Here is a 20291-nt window from a genome sequence, read left to right as displayed (position 1 = left end):
GAGCGAGGCTCTCGCCCCGAGAATTGAAAGGTGTCTTAGTGATCAAGACAGCGTTGACCGAGGCCCTCGGTCTCCAATACCCCATCTGCTCAGCTGGTATGGCTCGTGTGGCACAAGCCGAACTTGTCACGGCGGTCAGCAATGCCGGCGGCCTGGGATGCCTCGGCGGAGTCAGCTTCATGCCGGATAACCTTCGGGCCGAAATCAAGAAGATCGAAGCCGGTACCGACAAGCCCTATGCCGTCAATCTCCTGCTCCCCGACTCACTCACTACTGAAGATGAAGCACAATGGGCGCCGGTGCGGGAGCTGTGGCAGTCACTTTCTGGAGCTGACCAGGAAAAACTGGCGGGCGTAGAAGCACTGCTGACGCCTGGTGCCGTAGCAGACCAGGTTCAGATCGTCCTGGATGCAGCACCTGCTGCCGTTGTCCTGACCTTCGCTACGCCGGATTGGTTCATTAAAGAGTGCAAGGATCGGGGGATCACCGTCTTCTCGCTTGTCGGTTCGGTTGGCAAGGCGAAGGAAGCCAGCGCGGCAGGCGTTGACTTTATTGTGGCTCAAGGAACTGAGGCCGGTGGCCACACAGGCTACGCGTCAACCATGACCCTCGTCCCGGCTGTCATAGATGTTGTCGACCAGCCGGTTCTGGCCGCTGGTGGGATCGCCGACGGCCGTGGGCTGGCGGCTTCCCTCGCTCTGGGCGCAGCCGGCGTTTGGGTGGGAACCCGCTTCATCGCGAGCCCCGAAGCCTACGGTCACGATAACTTCAAGAACCGCGTGGTGGAAGGAACCTTCAAGGACAGCACCATCACTTATTCCTACAGCGGTAAGCGCATGCGTGCCTTTGAAAACAAATGGACTTCCGAATGGGAATCGGCAGAAAAGAAGCCCGCAGGGTTCCCTGGACAGTACGCGGTCGCAGGCACCCGTGTCGAGACAGGATACCAGGACGGCGACATGGATTTTGGGATGATGCCGGTCGGACAGACCATGCAGCTCGTTCACGAAATTCTTCCCGCTGGCCAGATCGTTGAAAATATGGCCTCGGATGCCGAGAAGATCCTCAGAGGACTCGCGACCGGGGAGTAACGAGCATAGCTTGCAGTTCAAGTCCACAAAGGGGCCTGTTGAGTCTACCCACGGCGGGCTCAGCAGGCTCACCTGGTCTTCCAAGTCTCAAAATCAAAGTGGAGCGGATATGAATAAGTCGTCATTCGAGCAAACGAGCTGTGTTTCAGCACTCGAAAAAATCGCCAGTCGGTACCCTGACCACACGGCAATCATCGACGGCGATACGACCATCAGCTATAGGGAACTGCAGGCAACGATCGAACGCCGTGCCGTGATGCTGCTCAAGGCCGGCCTCCAGCCAGGTTATCGAGTGGCCCTCATAGCAGAAAGCTCGGCCGACTATCTTGCAACCGCTCTGGCCGTTTGGCGTAGCGGCGGCGTACTCGTAACCGTCTATCCTTCCTCTGGACCCGGGGACTTGGAATATGCCATCGATACCAGCGACCCTGCACTGATCGTCACCTCCGACAGCGTTGATCGTGCGCTTATCACTCCAGCTTCACGGAACGCGCCAATTGTCGACATCGCGGAATTCCAGGTTACAGAGGTACGGCATGACGGCGTGCCCAACCCCGAGGGTCTTCGCGAACCACTTTCCATGATCTGCTTCTCGTCAGGTACCACGAGCCGCCCGAAAGCGATCATGCTGTCAGCTACGGCCGTTCACAACTGCGCGGAAACCTATGGCGAAGTTTGGCACCTCTCACCCGAAGACACAGCAATTATCTGCCTGCCGATGGCCTGGCTCTACGGGTTGGCCAGCACCTCATTGGCCGTCTTGCTACGCGGCGGGACAGTGGTGGTTGTCCGGCGGGCACGTCCGGAAATGATAGCCCCGGCCATCGAGAAGCACTCCGCAACATTCCTGGCCGGAGTCACTGCAACCTTCGGAAAACTGGCGCAATACGCTGAAGAAAAGAGCTCCAGCTATCCTGCTTTTCCCTCGCTTCGGCTTTGCATCTCAGGCGGTGAGCCAAGAAATGAAGCCGCTTTCGGCCGCTGGCAAGCCCAAACTGGTCTACCAGTCCTGGACGCCTACTGTGCGTCAGAATGCCTGCCTCTGGTTACATACGACCCTGTCCTCAACCCGACTCCTAAACCAGGATCGGCCGGCAAACTTGTGCCTCGATCGAAGCTGAAGGTTCTCGGCCCTGACGGGAAGGAGGTTCCCACCGGGCAAATCGGAGAGGCCTACTCTACGGGACCTGGTCTCATGCTCGGATATTGGCGAGACGATGAACAAACTCGAACCGTCATTACTGACGACGGCTGGTACCGCACAAAAGATCTCGTCCGCATTGATGAGGAGGGGTTCGTTTACGTCGTCGGCCGACTGTCCGACGTCATTATCCGGGGTGGAACAAACATCTCTCCAGCCGAAGTTGAGCGGGTCCTTCAGCAGCACGAATCAGTTGGCGAGGTTGCCGTGGTGGGCATCCCGGACGACATCTACGGCCAGCGGGTCGTGGCCGCAATTGTCCCAAACGGCACCGTTCCCCTTGACCAAGACGAACTCAAGGAGTTCACTGCTGCACGTCTCTCGTCGTACAAGGTCCCCACCCAATTCATCACGGTCGACGCCCTTCCCGTTAATACCACAACCGGGAAAGTCAACCGGCGGGATGTGGCGGCCTTGCTGACCGAAGAAACAAGCCACAGCGACGCATAGCAAACGGCGCTGTATTCGCCCACCAAATTAATGGGGCGGCACTTCTAGAGAGGCTGCCCGAAAGACGAAGTTAGGACAATGACGAGATGAACCTCGACAAGGCCGGAGTAGTGGTCGTAGGTGGCGGAATCGTAGGAGTAACGACCGCGTATTTCCTGGCAACAAAGGGCCACGATGTCGTGCTCCTCGAACAGCGGGAACTTGCGCACGGCGCCTCCGGGCGCAACCTGGGATTCCTGCATATGCAAAATCGTCACGGCGACTACGCCGTCAAACTGACTCGTGCCGGCAGGGCTCTCTACGACGATTTTGCAGACATCCTTGGACCAGCCTTCGAGTATAGAAGCAATGGCGCAATGACATTCTTCTACACGGACGATCAGCGCCGCGTTTACAAGGAGTTTGTAGAAGCCCGCATTGCGGACGGGTTCAAAGCCGAACTTCTCGATGACCAGGCGGCCCACGAAGCTGCCCCCATCCTCCCCCCTGACGTCATCGGAGCAACCTTCAGCCCTGAGGACGGCCAAATCCGAACACCGAAGTTCGTCCGTGCCCTGGCTCAGGAATGCCGGCGACTAGGCGTTCGCATACATGAAAACACGCCCGTCCTGGGCCTGTTGCGCAATGGCTCGAAAACGGTGGGTGTACAGACAATAAGCGGCAATGTCCCCGCGAATAGGGTTGTCTGGGCAACGGGCATCTGGTCAACGATGCTTGAATCCGAAGGCATCACCGTGCCCATCAAGGCACACAGGCTTGGAGCTGTACTGCTCGCACCGGTCGAGGAAAAACTCGACAAGATACTGAACGGACCGCTGGCCGCAAAGCAATACGCTCACATCCGCAACCTCCCCAGTTACAAGGATGAGTACTTCACATCACCTTCCGAGGACCATTCACAGGGCCTCGAGCATATGGAGTGCGTGGCCAAGACCGAGAACGGAAATCTCTTCATAGGCTGCCCCATGGATTATCCTGAGCAGCTCGATGACCGGATGCCTGCGGCAGGTCTCAAGCTTGCCATCGACTCACTCCTCAGAACATTCCCCAACTACAGGACACTTGGCATTGAAAGCGCCTGGGCCGGCTTGGTACCCGCAACAGCCGACTCCCTTCCAATCGTTGACGAAGTGGAAGAGCTTCCTGGGCTGGTCCTGGCAACCGGCCATGTCTATGGCAACCTGGCCGGGCCCATTACGGGACGCCTGGTAGCAGAACTGATCTCAGGCGAGGATCTCAGTCTCCCCCTCGATGAACTGTCCCTCTACCGGCCATCCTTGGCTGCGCCCGTTGAGGGAGTCATCCGGTATTGACCCCGGACGTTGCAGTCATCAAAGCATCCTACGAAAAAGCTACTTAGAATTGGAGCACACACCTTGACTACGAATCTCCTCGGCACGAGCAACGCGTCCGCCGTGAGGTACCTTGATGACCTGGAACTTGGACAGGAGTGGACGTCGGCGGGTAGGACGGTCACCGAGTTCGACGTCGTAACTTTCGCCACATGGTCCGGTGACATGCACCCATTGCATACCAATGAGGAGTATGCCAAGAAAACCGAATTCGGAACCCGGATCTTCCACGGACCGGGAGCGTTGTCACTGGCATTTGGGCTGGAAATGGCCTTGGGCTGGAAGAACGGTTCCGCCCTCGCGTTCCTCGGTATCGACAACTGGAACCTTCGAGCGCCCATTCGCATCGGGGACACCATCACGGTTCAGGAAGAAGTCATTGGAATCCGGCCGTCCAGCAGTAAACCGGACCGCGGTGTCGTAACTACCCGAGTCCGGATCTTGAACCAGAACGGCGTTGTTTGCCAAGAAGGCGATTGGGTCGTTCTGCTGTCGCGTCGGCCGATCTAAACCTGCAAGTTCCACGCAAAGCCACTACTGTCCTGCCTTGCCCCCGAAAGAAAGTTGACTGCTGTGCCACTTCATCTACCTGAAGGCAAGCGCCTCGCCGTTTCGCTCAGCCCCGACTTTGATGCCCAGAGCGTCTGGCTGGGGACGTTCCGTTCGACGTCGCAATCCTTGATGTCGAGGGGTGAGTTCGGCGCACTGGTCGGCGCCCCACGACTCCTTGACGTCTTCCGCCGGTATGGAATAACGACGACGTGGTGCGTACCTACCCATACGATGCAGACATTCCGTCATTCAGTGGATGCAATCGTGGAGTCAGGCCATGAAATCGGTGCCCATGGCGTTTATCACGAGTATGTGCCTGCCCTCGAACGGGACGAGGAACGGCGGCTTCTCGAGCTGCAGATAAGGCAGCACGAAGAGCTCCTTGGTCGGCGTCCACGAGGGTACCGCTCTCCCGCACTAGACGTTACTGACCACACGCTTGAATTGCTGGAAGAGTTTGGTTTCGATTGGGACTCCTCACTTATGGGGAGGGATTTCGAACCCTACCGACCTCGCATGGTCGTGAAAGTAGACCAGGAAGAAGGAAATACGTTTGGACCGGAGAGCAGGGTTCTGGAGTTCCCGGTCTCTTGGTTCCTGGACGACTTCCCCGAACTCGAATCCTTCAAGGGCAACGCCCTCATGCAAAGCAACGACGCCGTACTCGCCCGCTGGATTGACAGCTTCGACTTCGCGTATGAAAGATGCCAAGGCGGCGCGATGACCTGGACCCTGCACCCGCAGACGATCGGACGAGCGCATAACCTCCTCATGCTTGAAAAGTTCCTCGACCACCTCACCTCCTTCGAAGGTGTGTGGTTTCCAACTCTCTCCGAGCTCTTCGACTGCTGGCACGATGCCACTTCACCCGAACATACCGACTTCGCCCCCGCTGCCGAACGTGTCCGTCGTGCCTCCGCGCGGTTTGAAAGGACAGTCCCTTGATCAGAATGCTTCTCATAGGTCCCCCCGGGGTAGGCAAAGGTACTCAGGCCAGCTTCATCGGAGAGAGGCTCGGCATCGTCACCATTTCCACGGGCGACATCTTCCGGCAAAATGTCAAAAGCAAATCCGAGCTGGGGGTAGCTGCGGAGTCGTATTTGAACGCAGGTAAATTCGTACCCGACTCAGTCACCAATGCGATGGTTCGTGACCGTTTGGCCCAGCGAGATGCAGCCGATGGATTCCTACTGGACGGATACCCGCGTACTCCCGGCCAGGTGGATTTTCTCGACGGCATCCTAAGGGAGAAGGGCCAGGAACTGGATGTTGTTGTGCAGCTCGTCGCCGACACTGAAGAACTGGTTCAACGCCTCCTCAAACGCGCTGCCCTTGAAAATCGCACGGACGATACAGTGGATGTCAGACGGCACAGAATGGCTCTCTACTTTGAGCAAACCACGGCTGTCACATCCCTGTACAGCGAACGCGGTATCTTAACCAAGGTCGACGGGACGGGCAATATCTCAGACGTATCTGACCGGATTTCGACCGCCATGGACGTGGCGCTGGGACTTCTGGCGGGAGACGCCCCGCAACACTGACTTGAGAAATCGAGTAGGAGGGCCGGGGTTTCTCGGCTCTCCTCTCAAGCCACCTTCCATGCGGGCCCCGCAAGAAGCAGTTCTCAGGGTCGTCCCGCAACGGCGCTGGCATCGTGAAGGAACTCCAAACTTTAGGTTCCCATCGGCCGCTGGGCAAGAGAGCCCGGAGCAACGGGAGAGTTTGCAATCCGCCACTTTGACTTGCTGATCGTGCCCGGGATCGAACCCCGGGAAAAGCAGCTGGGGATTTGCTGTGCTGGGTCAGCGGGTTCAGCACTCCGACACCCTTGCTTAATGTTTGGGAATCTTCTCCTGACACACCGGGCGCGACGGCGCGTGCGGCATACCGTTTCGGTGGAACTGGCCCCATCATTTTGCGCTGGTGCACGCAGACCAACATGCCTTATGCGTCGGTTTGCACCGCAACAGGACTCAACGTGCAGGGGCACGCACCACGCCGGCTCTTTCAACCGTCGGCCTCGCATAGGGCAGCGCTTCCACAGCCTCGACGTCCGACGGCCTACCGCTCCGGGCGTCCTCCCCTGATGACTTTGGCCTGGGCTGCTGAAGCCGCCCGAGCTCAAGGGCCGTCAGTGCCAGAAAGACTGAAGAGACCGCGCCCGGTTCCCTCAGGTTGATACCGAGAATTTCTTCGGCTTTGGCCAAGCGATACCGTAATGAATTGTGGTGGATCCCGAGGTAATCCGCAGCGGCGTTGATGTTCTGAGAATGCTCGAAGTATGTCTGAAGGCCCTCAACAAGGAGCTCTCTGCCTTCGAGTGGCTTGAGGAACTCTTGCGCCCACGTGATCATCTTGTCGAAGCCGACATCTGCGAACAGCCTTGTTGCATAGTTGAAATCTTCGTAAGCCATAATTTTTGGACCGCGGGCGGCCCGGCGAAGCGTCCGCACGGCGAGCTGTGCGTCTTGGTAGGAATCCAGGATGTCCCCAAGCGCATGCACGCTGCGGCCAATGCCGATGTGGGCGCCTGGGAGTTTGGAGCCTTCGGCTATGACAATACGTCGGAAGGTCTGGACACTACATTGGGCAGTTATCGTGACGGTTTTATCCCTGGTGGTCATCAGGTAGGCGATCGACTGCGACTCGAGCGCCTTGCCCAGCATCTCCGAAAGGTCGTCGGTTCCGGGCAACGACCGCGATGCCACCGAAGAACGGATTGGACGGAACACTATGGTTCGCAGCTCGTCGGCGAAGGACAGGCCGAAAGCTGAAATTCGGCCGGCGAGTTCGGGGTTGTGCGGCTCCCGACGCAATGCCAGCGCCTCTTCCAGCACTGCGGTCCGTATCGCTCTCTCTTGCTGGCGGGCAGCCACCGCCATCCGTTGGCTGGCCTCGACCAGTGTGGCCGCCACATGAGCCGCCGACGTTGAATAGGCGTCGGGAAAATTAGGGCGTCGTGCAGTAACGACGAGCCATCCGAAATGTGACTCGGCCTCCACTGGAGCGGAAATTCTGGCAGCGATCCCCCGCCACCCGTCGACATCCAGCCTCTGTGAATCAGCCTCAGTGCGAGCGATCTCATCGAACAGGAGGCTCATAGGTATGGGGCCTGTTGTATGCACTGAGTGGCCGGACTTATCCACCAAGGCAGCTGTTGCGTTGCATACATGGGCCAGCCGGTTCAGGAGTGCGGGTATCGGCTCAGGGTCCGTCATGGCTTGGCTGAGCGCGCGCTGCAACGAGGCCAATCTCCTGGACACCGATTCTTCCGGTACCTGCATTGATCCGGAAATCGACATGACGACATCGGCGACGTTCAGGTTTTCATCAATTGCGACAACGAGATGGCGGCCAGCTAGCGCTTGGACCTCGTCCATTGCTGCTGAGGCCGTTCCGGCTATGAATATGACACGCTCTGGTCCACGAAGGTGCTCAAAAAACTCCTTCGCGTCAGCGGCGTTCGCCAAGCGAGGGCAGACAACTACAATGTCCGGGTCGTCAGGCAAGTCTTCAGGCTTCAGCAAGACAACCGTGCCACGGACTTGCCTGGACAGCTGGGATTCATCCCCTGTGAGGAGTCTCGCAGCTGGACCTATGTCCGCCAGCACAGCCCCCAGCGGTATGGGTATCGATTCAAGGATCATAAGGGAACTCTCTCGGAAAGAGACCGGGGCGGACGGGTTACCCTCGCGCCTGTCGCTGTCGCCCAGATTAGACCACGATCGCAACCAATCCACTGTAAGAATTCTAACTCTTCGCATAAACCTTTGGATGACTAACAATTACCGGCCCGTCGTTGGCCGCTTAACGTCTCTTGCAGGAGACTCGAAGCTTCGGAGCTTGCATGAACGACCAAGCAGCCTTTTTATCTGACAAATCGAACTGCCATCTCAGAAGAAACCGGAAAAGGCTCGCATTGCGCAGTCCCATGTGTGCTTTCGGGCCCGGCGATCTGGAAGACTAGCGTGAGAGCCTTGGACAGGCCCTCCCAGTAGGAAGGAAACGCGCTATGGGCGCTGACACCCTGGCGACCGGCGACATTGTGGTCGTAGGAGCTGGAATCGTGGGTCTCTGCACAGCGTGGGAGCTGCGCAAAAGGGGTTTTGATGTCGTTGTCGTTGAACAGCGATTCCCCGGATACGGTGCATCCGGACGCAACGCAGGTGCCATCTGGCTGCAGACGCGGCGTGCAGGAACTGAACTGGCGCTGGCCAAGGCTGGCAACGAGAAGTACAAGGAATTCCTGCGCGAGTTTGGTGATGTGTTCGATTACCGCAATCAGGGCGGACTCTTCTTCTTCGAAAACGACGAACAGGGCCGGATTCTGGAAGATTATGTCTCCGATCGGCGCGCGGCCGGCTTGGACATAACCATGATCAGTCGCGAGGAGGCACTGAAACAATCCTCGATTCTTCCCGACACTGCTATTGGCGCCGTTTTCTGTGCCGACGACGCCCAAATCGACGGTGTGCAATTCGTCAATGCTCTGGCCGCTGCCTGCGTCAGGGCCGGTATCCGCAAGTTTGAAAATACGTCCGTACTTTCTACGTTGCGACAAGGAGACACCGTCATCGGAGTCCGTAGCGTCCGAGGTGAAATTCATGCCTCCGGCGTGGTATGGGCGACAGGTGCTTGGTCCACCAATCTTCGGGCCGAGGGCATCGACGTGCCGATCGAAACGGCCCGAGTGGGTCAGATGCTAACTCAACCCGTTGATACCCGCGCCAATGCCATTATGCACGGCCCGCGCGGCGTTTATGGGTGTGGAGCTCTCACCGACCTCCAGACTTATGACCCAACAATTTTCGCAATACCAAACGGAGCAATGCTCGCTCGCCCCGACGCCGCAGCGGCCACTTTGTCCGTTGGCTATGACGATTCAATCGCTCAAAACCGCGGTGGCTCCATGTTCATCGGCAACAGCCTCGACGGGCGGGGTTCGCTCAACCCTCACATCAGCATCAACGCCACAAATGCCATGGTTTCAACGACGCTGGATAGGTATCAGAGCCTCGCCGATTACGGCGTGACCGGTCTTTGGGCCGGGCTGGGAAGCGAAACCTCTGACCACCTTCCTATCGTCGATCGTGCTGACGGCTCGTACATCAACGTCGGTCATGCCTGGGGTGTTGCCAGCGGCCCGATCTGCGGCCAGGTGATGGCCGAGGTCATCGCCGGTGAAGACAGCGGCTTTGCCGGTGCTCTAAAAATGAATAGGCAAACGCTCACCATCGACACCGATCAATCCTCCTAGTCCCTCGCTGTTGTCAATTCCTACATCAGGAGAGGCCTCCAGCTGCAGCGGTCGCTTCCCAGATTGTCCTGGCGCTTGACCTTAATGGGCATTTACTTTCGTTTAACCGGCCAATTGGGCCGGTTCTCCACGCATGGCTGCTGAACCAACTTGTCCTCCTCAACAGTCCTCATGAGCCAGCATGCTGGTCCCGGCCTTGGCATTCGAACCAATGTCCTACCGTTTCTTTGAGAATCCTCCCAGTGTTCAGCACCTTAGCCTTCCGTTACCGTCAGAGGCATAAGTCGCCCCGGCCGACCTGGCAGCGAGTCTGAACCACCTCAGCTGAACGTCGAATGTTTTTCTACGGCACAACTGCCACTTCGTCGGCTTAGACCAGTTGGGCGGCAGCAGAAGAATCGCCGTCAGAAGGCGGCCGACTTCTCAGACAGGAGATTCCTATGACCAAGACGTCACTAAAGGTAGCCACCGTTCAGTTCGAGCTTCGATCCGAGAAGTCTCTACAGGAGTACCTGAATCATATGGAGGCACTCGTAAAGCGCGCGGTGGAACAGGACGCCGAGCTTGTGCTTTTCCCTGAACTAGCGAGCACAGGACTTCTCGGGGCAATTGACGATCACGAAGTCACAACCGCCACAATCTCAACGGACTACTGGAAGTTCCTTCCGAAGTTTACTGAAGACATCGTTCAAGACCTCCGCAGGATGGCCCGGGAATACAACGTCGTCATCGCCGGTGGGAGCCACAATCGGGTGGCGGAGGATGGATCGCTGAGAAATACCGCATTCATCGCCCACCCGGATGGACGAGTTGAATCGCAGGACAAAATTCACCTCACGCCCCAGGAGCACTCGCTGGGCGCCAAAGGCGGCGACGAACTGCTCGTAACAAAGATCGGTCCGTTCACAGCGGGCCTTCTGATCTGCGCGGACATCCAGTTTCCAGAACTGTCACGCTACCTGGTACATAAGGGAGCAGACCTGATTCTTTGCCCTTCCCTAACCTGGAATAGGCGCGGCGTCCACCGTGTACGCACCGGATGCCAGGCACGGGCTATCGAGAACCAGCTCTACGTCGTGATGTCGCCACTGTTCGGAGCCAATGGTTTGCCGGCTGATTCGCCAATGTACTCCGTAGGCAAAGCACTCATTACTGGACCGGTAGATAAGACCGTGGGAATCAACGATGGCATCCTTGCGACAACTGCATCAACTGAAGAGGAAGTTCTCATCGCAGAGTTGGACCATGACTTGCTGATGGCTTCGAGGGCAAATCCAGAAGCCCCCGGCTTGGCACTCCGGAGGCCGGACCTCTACGCCAAGCTCCAGGCGGAAATGGGGGCATAATGCCTCTTTATCAGCATCGTGTCAGGAACCACGAGGTCGACTCGCAGGGATTTCTCTTCAACAGCCGCTACCTTGAAGTCGCCGACGTAGCGATGACAGAATTCTTCCGCAGCATTGGCTGGCCCTACCCCAAACTCGTGGCCGAAGGCACTGATCCCTCTGTAGTCAGCGCTATTCTCTCCTTCAAAGCCCCCGCCTATTTCGACGACAACCTCGACATCGACGTGAAGTGCCGGAAAGTGGGAACTTCCAGCTTCCATCTGGATATTTCGATTACCCGTGACGAGACGGAGTTGGCAACGGTGGAACTCATCTACGTCAACGTCGATCCCGCAAAAGCCCGTCCACGTCCATTACCAGAGGCGGTCGTGTTGGCACTTCGTGATGCGTCAGTCGGTTAATTCATCACGTGTCAGCTCATCGAATCAAGGCCTTTGAAACCCAGGGCCGGCGACTACTCCCCTGTTGACCATATCGCAAACAATTCATTCTAGGAGCCAAAAATGACAGTCGCTTTGAACCTCAAACCAGCCTTCGATCCAGGCAACGTAAATGACTTTGGTCCCGCGAAAATCGAACACCGGACAGCCGCTTCGGGACTTGCACAGCTCGGCACCTACTTCATGACTTTCCATCAGACTGGTTTCAGCGACCCCTGGACCGTTCAGTACGAGGAAACAATATATGTCATTGAAGGCCAGGCGCGCCTCGTCATCATTGACGGTGACAATGAGGAGACGCTGATCGGGGAACCGGACCAGCTGCTCGTCCTTCCAAAAGGAACGACTGTCAAATACGGAGCAATTCCCGGCACTCGCCTCCTCTTGTCCATCTCGCCGCTTAATTGGCGTGAGGCCGGCGCATAAGTGGGGGCGGGATAAATGGATCAGACAGAAACCTCATTTAGGGGCCTTTCCTGGACCATGGTGGAGCACGGGCAGGATGTGGTCTTAGAAAAGGGTACTCACCGCTTTGCCGGTACGGTAGAAGAATTTACTGATGACCGGGACATTATTTGGCTTCGATCTTCAGTGGGGGAACGTCGCCTGTTTCATGTTGGCGATGGCTACACTCTCTTGCGACAACCTGCTAAGCCAGCAGCAGAGCGTTGGAAGGGGTGCAATTAATGTCCTTTGGCGAGCCAAAGTTTGTCGATGCTCAAAGCATCTACTTCGGCAAGCGCCGATTGCGTTTGAAGGATGTCCGCATCGTCCGGAAGGATGCCCTGAGGCGTGCCGTCGCAGGAACCGTTGTCGGAAACGTCATTGAATGGTATGAGTTCGGGGTATTCGCTTATCTGATAACGGTCATTGGCCCGGTCTTTCTGCCCAAGGCGGACCCTACAGTTCAAGCCCTCTATCTGTACGGAACCTTCGCAGTCACCTTCATCGCCCGTCCGCTCGGCGGGGTTTTCTGCGGATGGCTGGGCGACAGAATTGGGCGACGAAAGGTGCTCACCTTCACTCTGCTGCTGATGTCGGTAGCCACATTCGCTACTGGTCTTCTTCCCGGGTATGCCGAAATCGGACTATGGGCTCCAGCTCTTCTCGTTTTCCTGAAACTGCTCCAGGGCTTCTCGGCCAGCGGGGAATACACGGGCGGCGCAACCTTTTTAAGTGAATACGCCCCTGACCGCAAGCGGGGTTTCTACGTTGGATTCATGGGGTCCAGCTATCTTGGCTTTGCTTTTGGGGCCGGTCTTGTCGCCGTCCTGCAGGTCACTTTGGGCGAGGGCGCAATGCAGTCCTTCGGCTGGCGGATACCATTCCTGATCGCCGGGCCGCTCGCTGCGATTGCCCTGTACTTCCGCTACCGGATTGAGGAGTCACCCGCCTTCTCGGCGGTATTGAAGGAACGGTCCGAGGAAGCCCAAAAAACCGGGGAGCTCCGTGAGAACATGGGTGTGGTTGAGGTCATTCGGGCTCAGCGTCGCTTCATTCTTCCGGTCATGGGAATCGCGGCTGCCGGGAATGTCATCGCATACACAATGACGTCCTTCACGCCTACCTACTTGAACCAGACGCTCGGATTCCAGGGTGCTCAAGGAACCCTCGTGATCTTCCCGCTGTTCGTACTGGCCGCATTCGCGACGCAATTTTTTGCATCGCTTTCGGACAAGATCGGCAGGAAGCGTATCCTCTTCATCGGTGCAGCATTGGGCATCCTTCTCCCGATACCGGCGTTCATGATGATGGGTTCGGGCAATCTTTGGGGCGCGGCCTTAGGGACTTTGTTCATCATGGTATGCGCGACTCTCTTCTCGTCGAGCTATGCATCTGCTCTCCCAGAACAGTTCCCAACAGAATCAAGGGCCAGCGCGCTCGGCCTTGCCTACAACCTGGGCAACGCAGCTTTTGGTGGGACAGCCCCGCTGGTGGTAGCTGCGCTCATCGGCGTCACCGGAAATGTAATGGTCCCTGCTTACTACCTGATAGGGGCCGCAGTACTGGGCCTCGTTTCAGTGTTCTTCCTCAAGGAGACGAGCAGGAGGCCACTAAATGGATCCCTGCCCAACGTCGAAACCAAAGACGAGGCACAGCACCTCGTGCAAACTCAGGACGCCAACGCGCTAATCGACCGGCAACAGATGCCACTCCCTTACGCGGCATTTTCGCGCTCCCCTGATGGCACAATCGTTCAACTCCCCCATGATGACCTCGCCGTACAACGTGCTGCGTCGGAGGCGGGAATTTCGTTGGAAGCCATCACCGTGACAAGGTGAAGTTTTCGGGCCTATGTCAGCGGCAATCAGGGACTACATGTTAGGCGACGACGTCAAAGTCCGCTGACGTACCCTAGACCTGCTATCGGAGCCCGGGCAGCGGCCGTGTCCTCACTGAAACGCCGGAATCTTTAGAGCGGGACTTTAGCGGTCGTTGCAACACCCCAGTCATTCTGGGTGTTGCAACGACCGCCCCGTCGTTAAGGGGCTTCCAGATCCATCAGGAAGTTAGAGGAGGAGTTCTTCGTTCTGTTGGACCAGCTGGGGACAGTCACGCCTGCTGCTAATAATCTAGGCGTAAACCGGAATATGTGACAGAGACACCAGCAAACCGGGCAGACAGCCCCATCCTGGCCGAGAGTCGTTCTTCCGGCTATGCAAAGCAGGGGTTTCCCGCAGGGAGGCCGCAGGCGCGTGGAAATGCATATTCGCGCAGCACTGAGTGGACCAGGGAATCGTAGGCCGAACCCAGCCACTCCCTTCCGCATGGGCGCCGGCGGGACCGCGTTCATTTGATTCGACAGATCCCCCGGAAACCGGCCCGAGATCTAGTAGACCACGCACTAACCGAGCTCGGCAGCACCCCTTTGCCGACTAGAAGCAGTGTTCCGGGCCGGGGAACTGGCCCGCACGGACTTCCTGCCCGTATGCTTTAGCACTACTCAAAAGCGAGGATCGGAGATCGGCGTACTGTTTGACGAATTTCGCCAGCTTCCCCGCACGGAGCCCGGCCATGTCCTGCCACACCAGAACCTGTCCGGTCGTCGCGTTCCCGGCGCCGATGCCTATGGTGGGAACCTGAATGGCCGCGTCAATGGTCTCTGCAATTGTGGCAGGAACCATTTCCATGAGTATGCAGAAGGCTCCGGCGTCTGCGAGGGCGGTTGCGTCGTCTATCAACCCCTGGGCGCCGTCGCCACGGCCCTGTACGCGGTAACCACCGAGCGCGTGTTCGCTTTGCGGTGTAAAGCCAATGTGTGCCATGACAGGGATTCCTGCCTCGACCATGGCCCTCACCGTATTCGCATAAAAGCGGCCTCCCTCAATTTTCACTGCATGAGCTAGGCCTTCTTTAAGGAACCGAACGCCTGTAGCCACCGCCTGCTGCTCTGAGACCTCGTAGCTGCCGAAGGGCAGGTCTGCTACTACGAGTGCACGCTTCGCGGAGCGGGTGACTGCTCGGCAGAGCGGAAGGAGCTCATCAACTGTGACTGGCAGGCTTGTCTCGTTGCCGAAGACATTATTGGAGGCCGAGTCGCCGACGAGGAGCACTTCAATACCTGCTTCATCGAAGATCTCGGCTGTGTACTGATCATAGGCCGTTAGCATGGCGAATCGTTTGCCGTCATCTTTTGCCTGCTGGAGGTGATGCGTTCGGATCCGCCCCGCCGGGTTTCCAGCGGAATCCGTCGCGCGGTGCCTACTCGAGGAAGGGCCGCTTCCGTAAGGAGCCGGGACTTCGGGGGTCTCTGGCTTAGGAGTCCTGGTGATATCCACGATCTAGTTCACCTTGGCTTTCTATCGAGGCTTGCTAGGCGCTCTGACCGTCATGTAGCAGAATGGGCGGCTTCGTCACCGTCAACTCAGGAACTTCGCCCGACCAAGCCCTGACTTCTACAAGTGCATGTTGTGCCGTTGTAGCCTGTGAAAGGCTTGATGAGGGCCGGTCCGCTGTGAGCACATTGGGATTGCCATGGCGACAGAATGATGGGTCATCGGGCGCCGGATCATACCACGCCCCGGCTGAAAGTTGAACGACGCCGCGTCGTAGGGCTCGGGAAAGCACCAGACCCGCCAAGCAGCTGCCGCGGTCGTTGTGAACGAGGACTACCTGTCCATTAGTGAGGCCGCGGGCGGCCGCATCTTCAGGGTTCATACGGATGGGCTCACGTCCCTGAATCTTCGATTTCTGGCTGGTGGCACCGATATCCAACTGGCTGTGCAGTTTCGTTTTTGGTTGATTCGCGATGAGGTGCAGCGGGTAAATCCCCGTGGAACCAAGCCATTCGTCCGGCTCAATCCAAACCGGATGGCCAGGGCAATCAGCGTAGCCAAAACCGGCGATAGTAGAGGAATAAATTTCGATCTTGCCACTGGCTGTACCCAACGGGTTCATCTCCGGATCCTGCCGGAACTCGGAAAAAAGAACCTGATCTGGTTCGACGACCGGTATTTCAATTTTCTCCGACGCCCAGAACGTGTCGAAATCAACGACGCTGACACCATGGTCAGCAAGCTTTTTCTGCCACCCCTCATATAGATGGCGAAGCCAGCCCATGGTGTCTCGGTTCTCCGTAAAGACGTCACTCCGTCCCAGCTTTTGCGCTATATCTGCGAAAATGTCGTAGTCGTCCCGCGCTTGACCGGCCGGTGCCGTCAGGGCATGCATCGGGAAAAAGGTGGGGTCGTTGCGCCCGGCTCCGTAATCATTGCGCTCGAATGACATGGTGGCCGGAAGCACAATGTCAGCATGCCTTGCCGTACTGGTCCAGAACTGCTCATTCACGATGACGGTCGCCGGTTTGGACCAGGCCCTGCGGAAGCGCGCTAGATCCTGGTGGTGATGGAAGGGGTTACCGCCAGCCCAGTAGATCAGCTCAATCTCCGGCAGCGTGATTCGCGTACCGTTGAAATCGATCTGGCTACCGGGTTCCAGCAGCATGTCGGAGATTCTTGCCAGTGGGATATAGGAAAGCTCAGAGTTGCGCCCTTGAGGGAAGGACGGCGCGCTAGAGACCCTCAGCGGCAGCCCGACGTCGGCTGAGGAACCGTACCCGTGCTGGAATCCACCCCCTGGCAATCCGATCTGTCCAAGCATCGCTGCCAGCGTCACGCCTAGCCAAATAGGCTGTTCACCATGTTGCTGCCGCTGCATAGACCAGCTGAGATTGATCATGGTTCGCGAAGCGGCCATCTCTCGGGCGAGCCGGACAATCCTGTCGGCGGGAATCGTGGTGAGTCTCTCGGCCCAGAGGGGATCCTTGGGCGTGCCGTCAATGTCACCGCGGAGGTAGGGCAGGAATTTGTCCATGCCGACGCAATACCGGGAGAGGAAATCGCGATCAGCGAGGTTCTCAGCATCCAATACGAAGGCGAGTGCCAGCATCAGGGCACCATCACTGCCGGGCACTGGGGCGATCCATTCTGCGTTGGCTTCGCTGTACGTGTCATCTGCGATCGGCGCTACGTCAATGAACCGGCATCCTCGAGCAACTGCCTTCCGGATCGCGTCCCGGGCAACATGCCGGCCAATACCGCCAGGTCCAATGCCGCTATTTTTTTCGGACAGCCCACCAAAGGCGATGAACAGTTCCGTGTTTTCACTGACCACGTTCCATGATGTTGCACGTGCCATGACTTGGTCCGGGGTGGCGCCGATGACGTGGGGCAACAGCACTCCGGACGCCCCATAGCTGTAGTCCGTGACACCGGCAACATATCCCCCCAAAGAGTTGAGGAATCTATGGATTTGGCTTTGGGCATGATGGAATCGCCCGGCGCTGGCCCATCCGTAGGAACAGCCGTATACAGCGGAGGGACCCTTTTCGGAATAGACCCGTCCCAGTTCTGCGCTGACCAGTTCGATAGCCCGATCCCAGGAAACCTCCACAAAGGGTTCATTCCCCCGACCCGACCCACTACCTGGGCCGTTTTCCAACCATCCCAACCGAACTGCTGGACGCAGTACACGCGTAGGATGGTGCTGCGATGAAGCTACGTTGTCGAGGAGGTCGCGGGGGTCCGGGTCTTCAGACCACGGTTTGACCGAGTGGAGTGACTTACCGTCACTTTCGGCCTCGAAGGCTCCCCAGTGTGTCAAATGCGTACGCATGATGCCGTCCCTTTGAGTCCTTTGTCCTAATACACCGACCGGGGCTTCGCTGTTGATGTACTCATCTACATGACGGAGATAATGCTGTTCAGCCGCTTCAAGCCGCTTTGCAACCAAGACTATGGCGAGCTCAGCAGCATAAGAATTGGAGAAGAGCCGACGGCGCAATCCTGAGATCGTGGGATCTCCAAGAGTGCCTGTCAAGCCGCACGGGGGTCCCGCAGGTGGCCCAATGGGACCCTAATCCGTGAAAGCACCGAGATCGATTGGACGCATGGAGCGCGGAACACCTTCAAGGACTAGGAGATAGGAGTTTTGAACGAGTTCCTCGAGTAGTTCTGAAGTCATCCGTTCGTCGGCTCCCACCGAAATCCAGTGCCGTTTGTTCATGTGGTAGCCGGGAACAATCCCTTCAAACTCCTGGCGCAGGGCTTCGCCGTGGGGCGGCTCACACTTCAAGGTGACTACTTTCTTGCCGGGAACTTCTGTAGTCATCATGAACACCTTGCCTGCCACTTTGAAAACTTCGTAATCGGGCCCGAAGGGTTGGGATTGTGTGGTTTCAGGAAGATCCAGGGCAATGCGCTCAGCGTCGGCCTGAAGTTCATCGCCGTCCATAATTTTCTCATTAAGATTGGCTGGGAATTTTCACTGCCGTGACAGCCCGCGCCACTTGGCAAGCATGGTAAGCGACGAAGAAGGATGGTCTGCTGGCACAAATACTGGAAATTGCACTAATACTCAAACTCGTAACCTATTGGTTGCACGATGGCGAGGCGCCCGCTGCCACCGATACTGAAGCGGTATCGCTTTCAGGGTCTGGCCATCCGGGCCCGAATCCAAACCATATTGAAGGCACGAGCTGTACAGCGGCAAGGAAGTCGTAATTATGAGCGGAACCGATGAACCGCACAACAAGGGGCAAGCCCGGCAACTCCTTGTTAAGAACGCCATGGTAACTGTGCCGAAGACTTTGGGTCCTCTCGCCACTGTGGATCAGGTCCGACTCCTATTTAGGGATGATCACGTTCATATGGCCCTGATCGTCGATATTGATGGACGTTTGATTACCACCATTGATCGTTCCGACATTCCGTCGGCGGTCGATGGTACCGTCCGAGCAAGAGTATTCGGTGCCCTCGCCGGCAGAACAACCCATCCTGATTGCCTTCTTACTGCGGTTACATTCATTTTGAAGTCGACCGAGCGACGCAGACTCGCCGTGACCTGATTGGGCCCCCGTTAGCAGTCCAGCGCCTATGCGATAGCTAATTGGTTTTCTTGCGTCCAGGTTTCCCAGTAGCGTTTCGGCGTCATACCGTCCAGGGATCCATGGGGCCGTTCATGATTGTAGATAGCCTTCCATTCCTCGGCCAAATACTTCGCTTCGGCCACGGTGTCCATGATTTCTCCGGCGAGTTGCTCCCTTCTGAACTGGGCATTGAACGATTCGATAAAGCCGTTCTGCCACGGCGATCCGGGATCGATAAATGCCGTGTCGACGCCGGCGGTGCTGCACCACTCGATCAAGGCGGCGGCCGTGAATTCCGGCCCGTTGTCGCAGCGGACGAAGGTCGGGGCGGTGCCGGTTTCGGCGATGATGTCCTCCAGCACCGCAACGACATCGGAGGCCTTGAACGACCGGCGCGGAATGATCGCCAGCGCCGTGCGGGTGTACTCATCGATGACGTTGAAGAACCGGATGTGCCGCCCGCAGGAGGTCACATCGGACTGGAAGTCGAAGCTGACCACATGCATCGGATACTGGGCCGTCAGCCGTTGCTGTTCCCCGGCGCCGGGCCCGGTCCTTCGCTTCTTCCGCGCCCTGGGCTTGCAGACCAGACCCTCCTCGCGCCAGAGCCGGCGCACCCGCTTCCGGTTCAGCCCCACGCCATCCCATGCAGGCTGGGCCAGCAGATGCCAGCGCACCTTCCGCCATCCCCAGGCGGGATGCTTCCCGGCCACGGCCCGCAGCTCCATCCGCAGCCGCGCTTCCTCGAAACCCATGTCCGGCTTCTTCTTGCGGAACGCAGAACGGTTCTGGCCCAGAATCTTGCAGGCGAAGCGTTCGGACGCCCCGAACTTCTCCACCGCCATGCGCACGGCACGGCCGCGGGGTTCAGGGCTCAGAATTTTCCCTTCGCCACCTCGCTCAGGATGTCGATGGCCAGCTCCTTCTCAGCGAGCAGACGCTTGAGCCGGGCGTTCTCCTTCTCCAGCTCCTTGGTCCGCCTTGACGCCTCGGCGTTCTTCTCGGACCCGTACTGGTTCAGCCACCGGTACCAGGTCGCCTCGGTGATCTGCAGTTCTTTGATGACCTCGACCATCGGACGTCCGTCGTTGAGCATCTTCTGGCCCTGCCGGACCTTGGCGATGACCTGCTCGGGGGTGTGTCTGCGTGCCATGATTCGTGAATTTCCTCCTGCGTCCATTCTCGGACACGAAACTCACACAAACACTGGACTTCTACATGGGGACCCAACCA

The 20291-nt window shown here is 57.8% G+C and carries 17 protein-coding genes; 12 read left to right on the top strand and 5 right to left on the bottom strand.

All coding sequences use genetic code 11. The features are described from left to right. The first annotated feature begins 38 nt into the window (after positions 1 to 38). The 6 genes from J7E82_RS14590 to J7E82_RS14565 all read left to right on the top strand — a co-directional run bounded on the left by J7E82_RS14590 (position 39) and on the right by J7E82_RS14565 (position 6190). Positions 39 to 1091 (top strand): nitronate monooxygenase family protein, encoded by a 1053-nt coding sequence (locus J7E82_RS14590; RefSeq protein WP_214863856.1) that lies wholly within the window; start codon positions 39 to 41, stop codon positions 1089 to 1091. Between the two features lie 109 nt (positions 1092 to 1200). Further along, positions 1201 to 2742 carry a class I adenylate-forming enzyme family protein gene (locus J7E82_RS14585; RefSeq protein ID WP_214863854.1) on the top strand — a complete coding sequence of 514 codons (1542 nt, stop codon included), beginning with the start codon at positions 1201 to 1203 and terminating at the stop codon, positions 2740 to 2742. An 86-nt stretch (positions 2743 to 2828) separates the two neighbouring features. After that, complete coding sequence (locus J7E82_RS14580; protein WP_214863852.1) at positions 2829 to 4055, top strand: FAD-binding oxidoreductase; 1227 nt, start codon at positions 2829 to 2831, stop codon at positions 4053 to 4055. Positions 4056 to 4118: 63 nt separating this feature from the next. Beyond that, positions 4119 to 4604, top strand: coding sequence for a MaoC/PaaZ C-terminal domain-containing protein (locus J7E82_RS14575; RefSeq protein ID WP_214863850.1), 486 nt, complete (start codon positions 4119 to 4121; stop codon positions 4602 to 4604). Between the two features lie 63 nt (positions 4605 to 4667). Further along, positions 4668 to 5591 (top strand): polysaccharide deacetylase, encoded by a 924-nt coding sequence (locus tag J7E82_RS14570; RefSeq protein WP_214863848.1) that lies wholly within the window; start codon positions 4668 to 4670, stop codon positions 5589 to 5591. Between the two features lie 5 nt (positions 5592 to 5596). Then, a complete protein-coding gene (locus tag J7E82_RS14565) occupies positions 5597 to 6190 on the top strand; it encodes an adenylate kinase (protein WP_214863911.1) in 594 nt (197 codons plus the stop codon). Positions 6191 to 6622: 432 nt separating this feature from the next. Here the strand turns inward: J7E82_RS14565 and J7E82_RS14560 are convergent, their stop codons facing one another. Next, positions 6623 to 8434 carry a CdaR family transcriptional regulator gene (locus J7E82_RS14560; RefSeq protein ID WP_214863846.1) on the bottom strand — a complete coding sequence of 604 codons (1812 nt, stop codon included), beginning with the start codon at positions 8432 to 8434 and terminating at the stop codon, positions 6623 to 6625. Between the two features lie 227 nt (positions 8435 to 8661). On the opposite strand from J7E82_RS14560, the gene J7E82_RS14555 reads away from it, so the two are divergent. The 5 genes from J7E82_RS14555 to J7E82_RS14535 all read left to right on the top strand — a co-directional run bounded on the left by J7E82_RS14555 (position 8662) and on the right by J7E82_RS14535 (position 13974). Next, positions 8662 to 9906 (top strand): FAD-binding oxidoreductase, encoded by a 1245-nt coding sequence (locus J7E82_RS14555; RefSeq protein ID WP_214863844.1) that lies wholly within the window; start codon positions 8662 to 8664, stop codon positions 9904 to 9906. A 440-nt stretch (positions 9907 to 10346) separates the two neighbouring features. Further along, positions 10347 to 11252: a nitrilase-related carbon-nitrogen hydrolase gene (locus J7E82_RS14550; RefSeq protein WP_214863842.1), complete on the top strand. Its 906-nt coding sequence runs from the start codon at positions 10347 to 10349 to the stop codon at positions 11250 to 11252. Further along, positions 11252 to 11653, top strand: coding sequence for a thioesterase family protein (locus J7E82_RS14545; protein WP_214863841.1), 402 nt, complete (start codon positions 11252 to 11254; stop codon positions 11651 to 11653). The genes J7E82_RS14550 and J7E82_RS14545 overlap by 1 nt, the downstream gene beginning before the upstream one ends. Positions 11654 to 11755: 102 nt before the next feature. Beyond that, on the top strand, positions 11756 to 12118 hold the full coding sequence (locus J7E82_RS14540) for a hypothetical protein (protein ID WP_214863839.1): 363 nt from the start codon (positions 11756 to 11758) through the stop codon (positions 12116 to 12118). 260 nt (positions 12119 to 12378) lie between these two features. Further along, a complete protein-coding gene (locus tag J7E82_RS14535; protein ID WP_214863837.1) occupies positions 12379 to 13974 on the top strand; it encodes an MFS transporter in 1596 nt (531 codons plus the stop codon). 594 nt (positions 13975 to 14568) lie between these two features. On the opposite strand, the gene panB is transcribed toward J7E82_RS14535, so the two are convergent. The 3 genes from panB to J7E82_RS14520 all read right to left on the bottom strand — a co-directional run bounded on the left by panB (position 14569) and on the right by J7E82_RS14520 (position 18424). Next, entirely contained in the window at positions 14569 to 15471 is a 903-nt protein-coding gene (gene panB / locus J7E82_RS14530; RefSeq protein WP_214863836.1) for a 3-methyl-2-oxobutanoate hydroxymethyltransferase, read from the bottom strand. A 34-nt stretch (positions 15472 to 15505) separates the two neighbouring features. Further along, a complete protein-coding gene (locus J7E82_RS14525; RefSeq protein WP_214863834.1) occupies positions 15506 to 17806 on the bottom strand; it encodes a molybdopterin-dependent oxidoreductase in 2301 nt (766 codons plus the stop codon). A 240-nt stretch (positions 17807 to 18046) separates the two neighbouring features. Next, a complete protein-coding gene (locus J7E82_RS14520) occupies positions 18047 to 18424 on the bottom strand; it encodes an MmcQ/YjbR family DNA-binding protein (protein WP_214863832.1) in 378 nt (125 codons plus the stop codon). 271 nt (positions 18425 to 18695) lie between these two features. Here J7E82_RS14520 and J7E82_RS14515 point away from each other — a divergent pair, with 271 nt between their 5' ends. Continuing rightward, complete coding sequence (locus J7E82_RS14515) at positions 18696 to 19037, top strand: CBS domain-containing protein (RefSeq protein WP_214863830.1); 342 nt, start codon at positions 18696 to 18698, stop codon at positions 19035 to 19037. Positions 19038 to 19063: 26 nt separating this feature from the next. Here J7E82_RS14515 and J7E82_RS14510 read toward each other — a convergent pair. Continuing rightward, positions 19064 to 20211, bottom strand: a protein-coding gene (locus tag J7E82_RS14510; RefSeq protein ID WP_214863828.1) for an IS3 family transposase whose coding sequence is annotated in 2 segments (ribosomal slippage) — positions 19064 to 19938 and positions 19938 to 20211 — 1149 coding nt in all. Because the reading frame shifts where the segments join, the coding sequence is not laid out codon by codon here. Between the last annotated feature and the right edge of the window lie 80 nt (positions 20212 to 20291).

Origin of the sequence: Arthrobacter sp. ISL-30 (genome assembly GCF_018613855.1) — a bacterium.
GTDB lineage: Bacteria > Actinomycetota > Actinomycetes > Actinomycetales > Micrococcaceae > Arthrobacter.
This window is presented reverse-complemented; position numbering and strand designations above follow the sequence as displayed.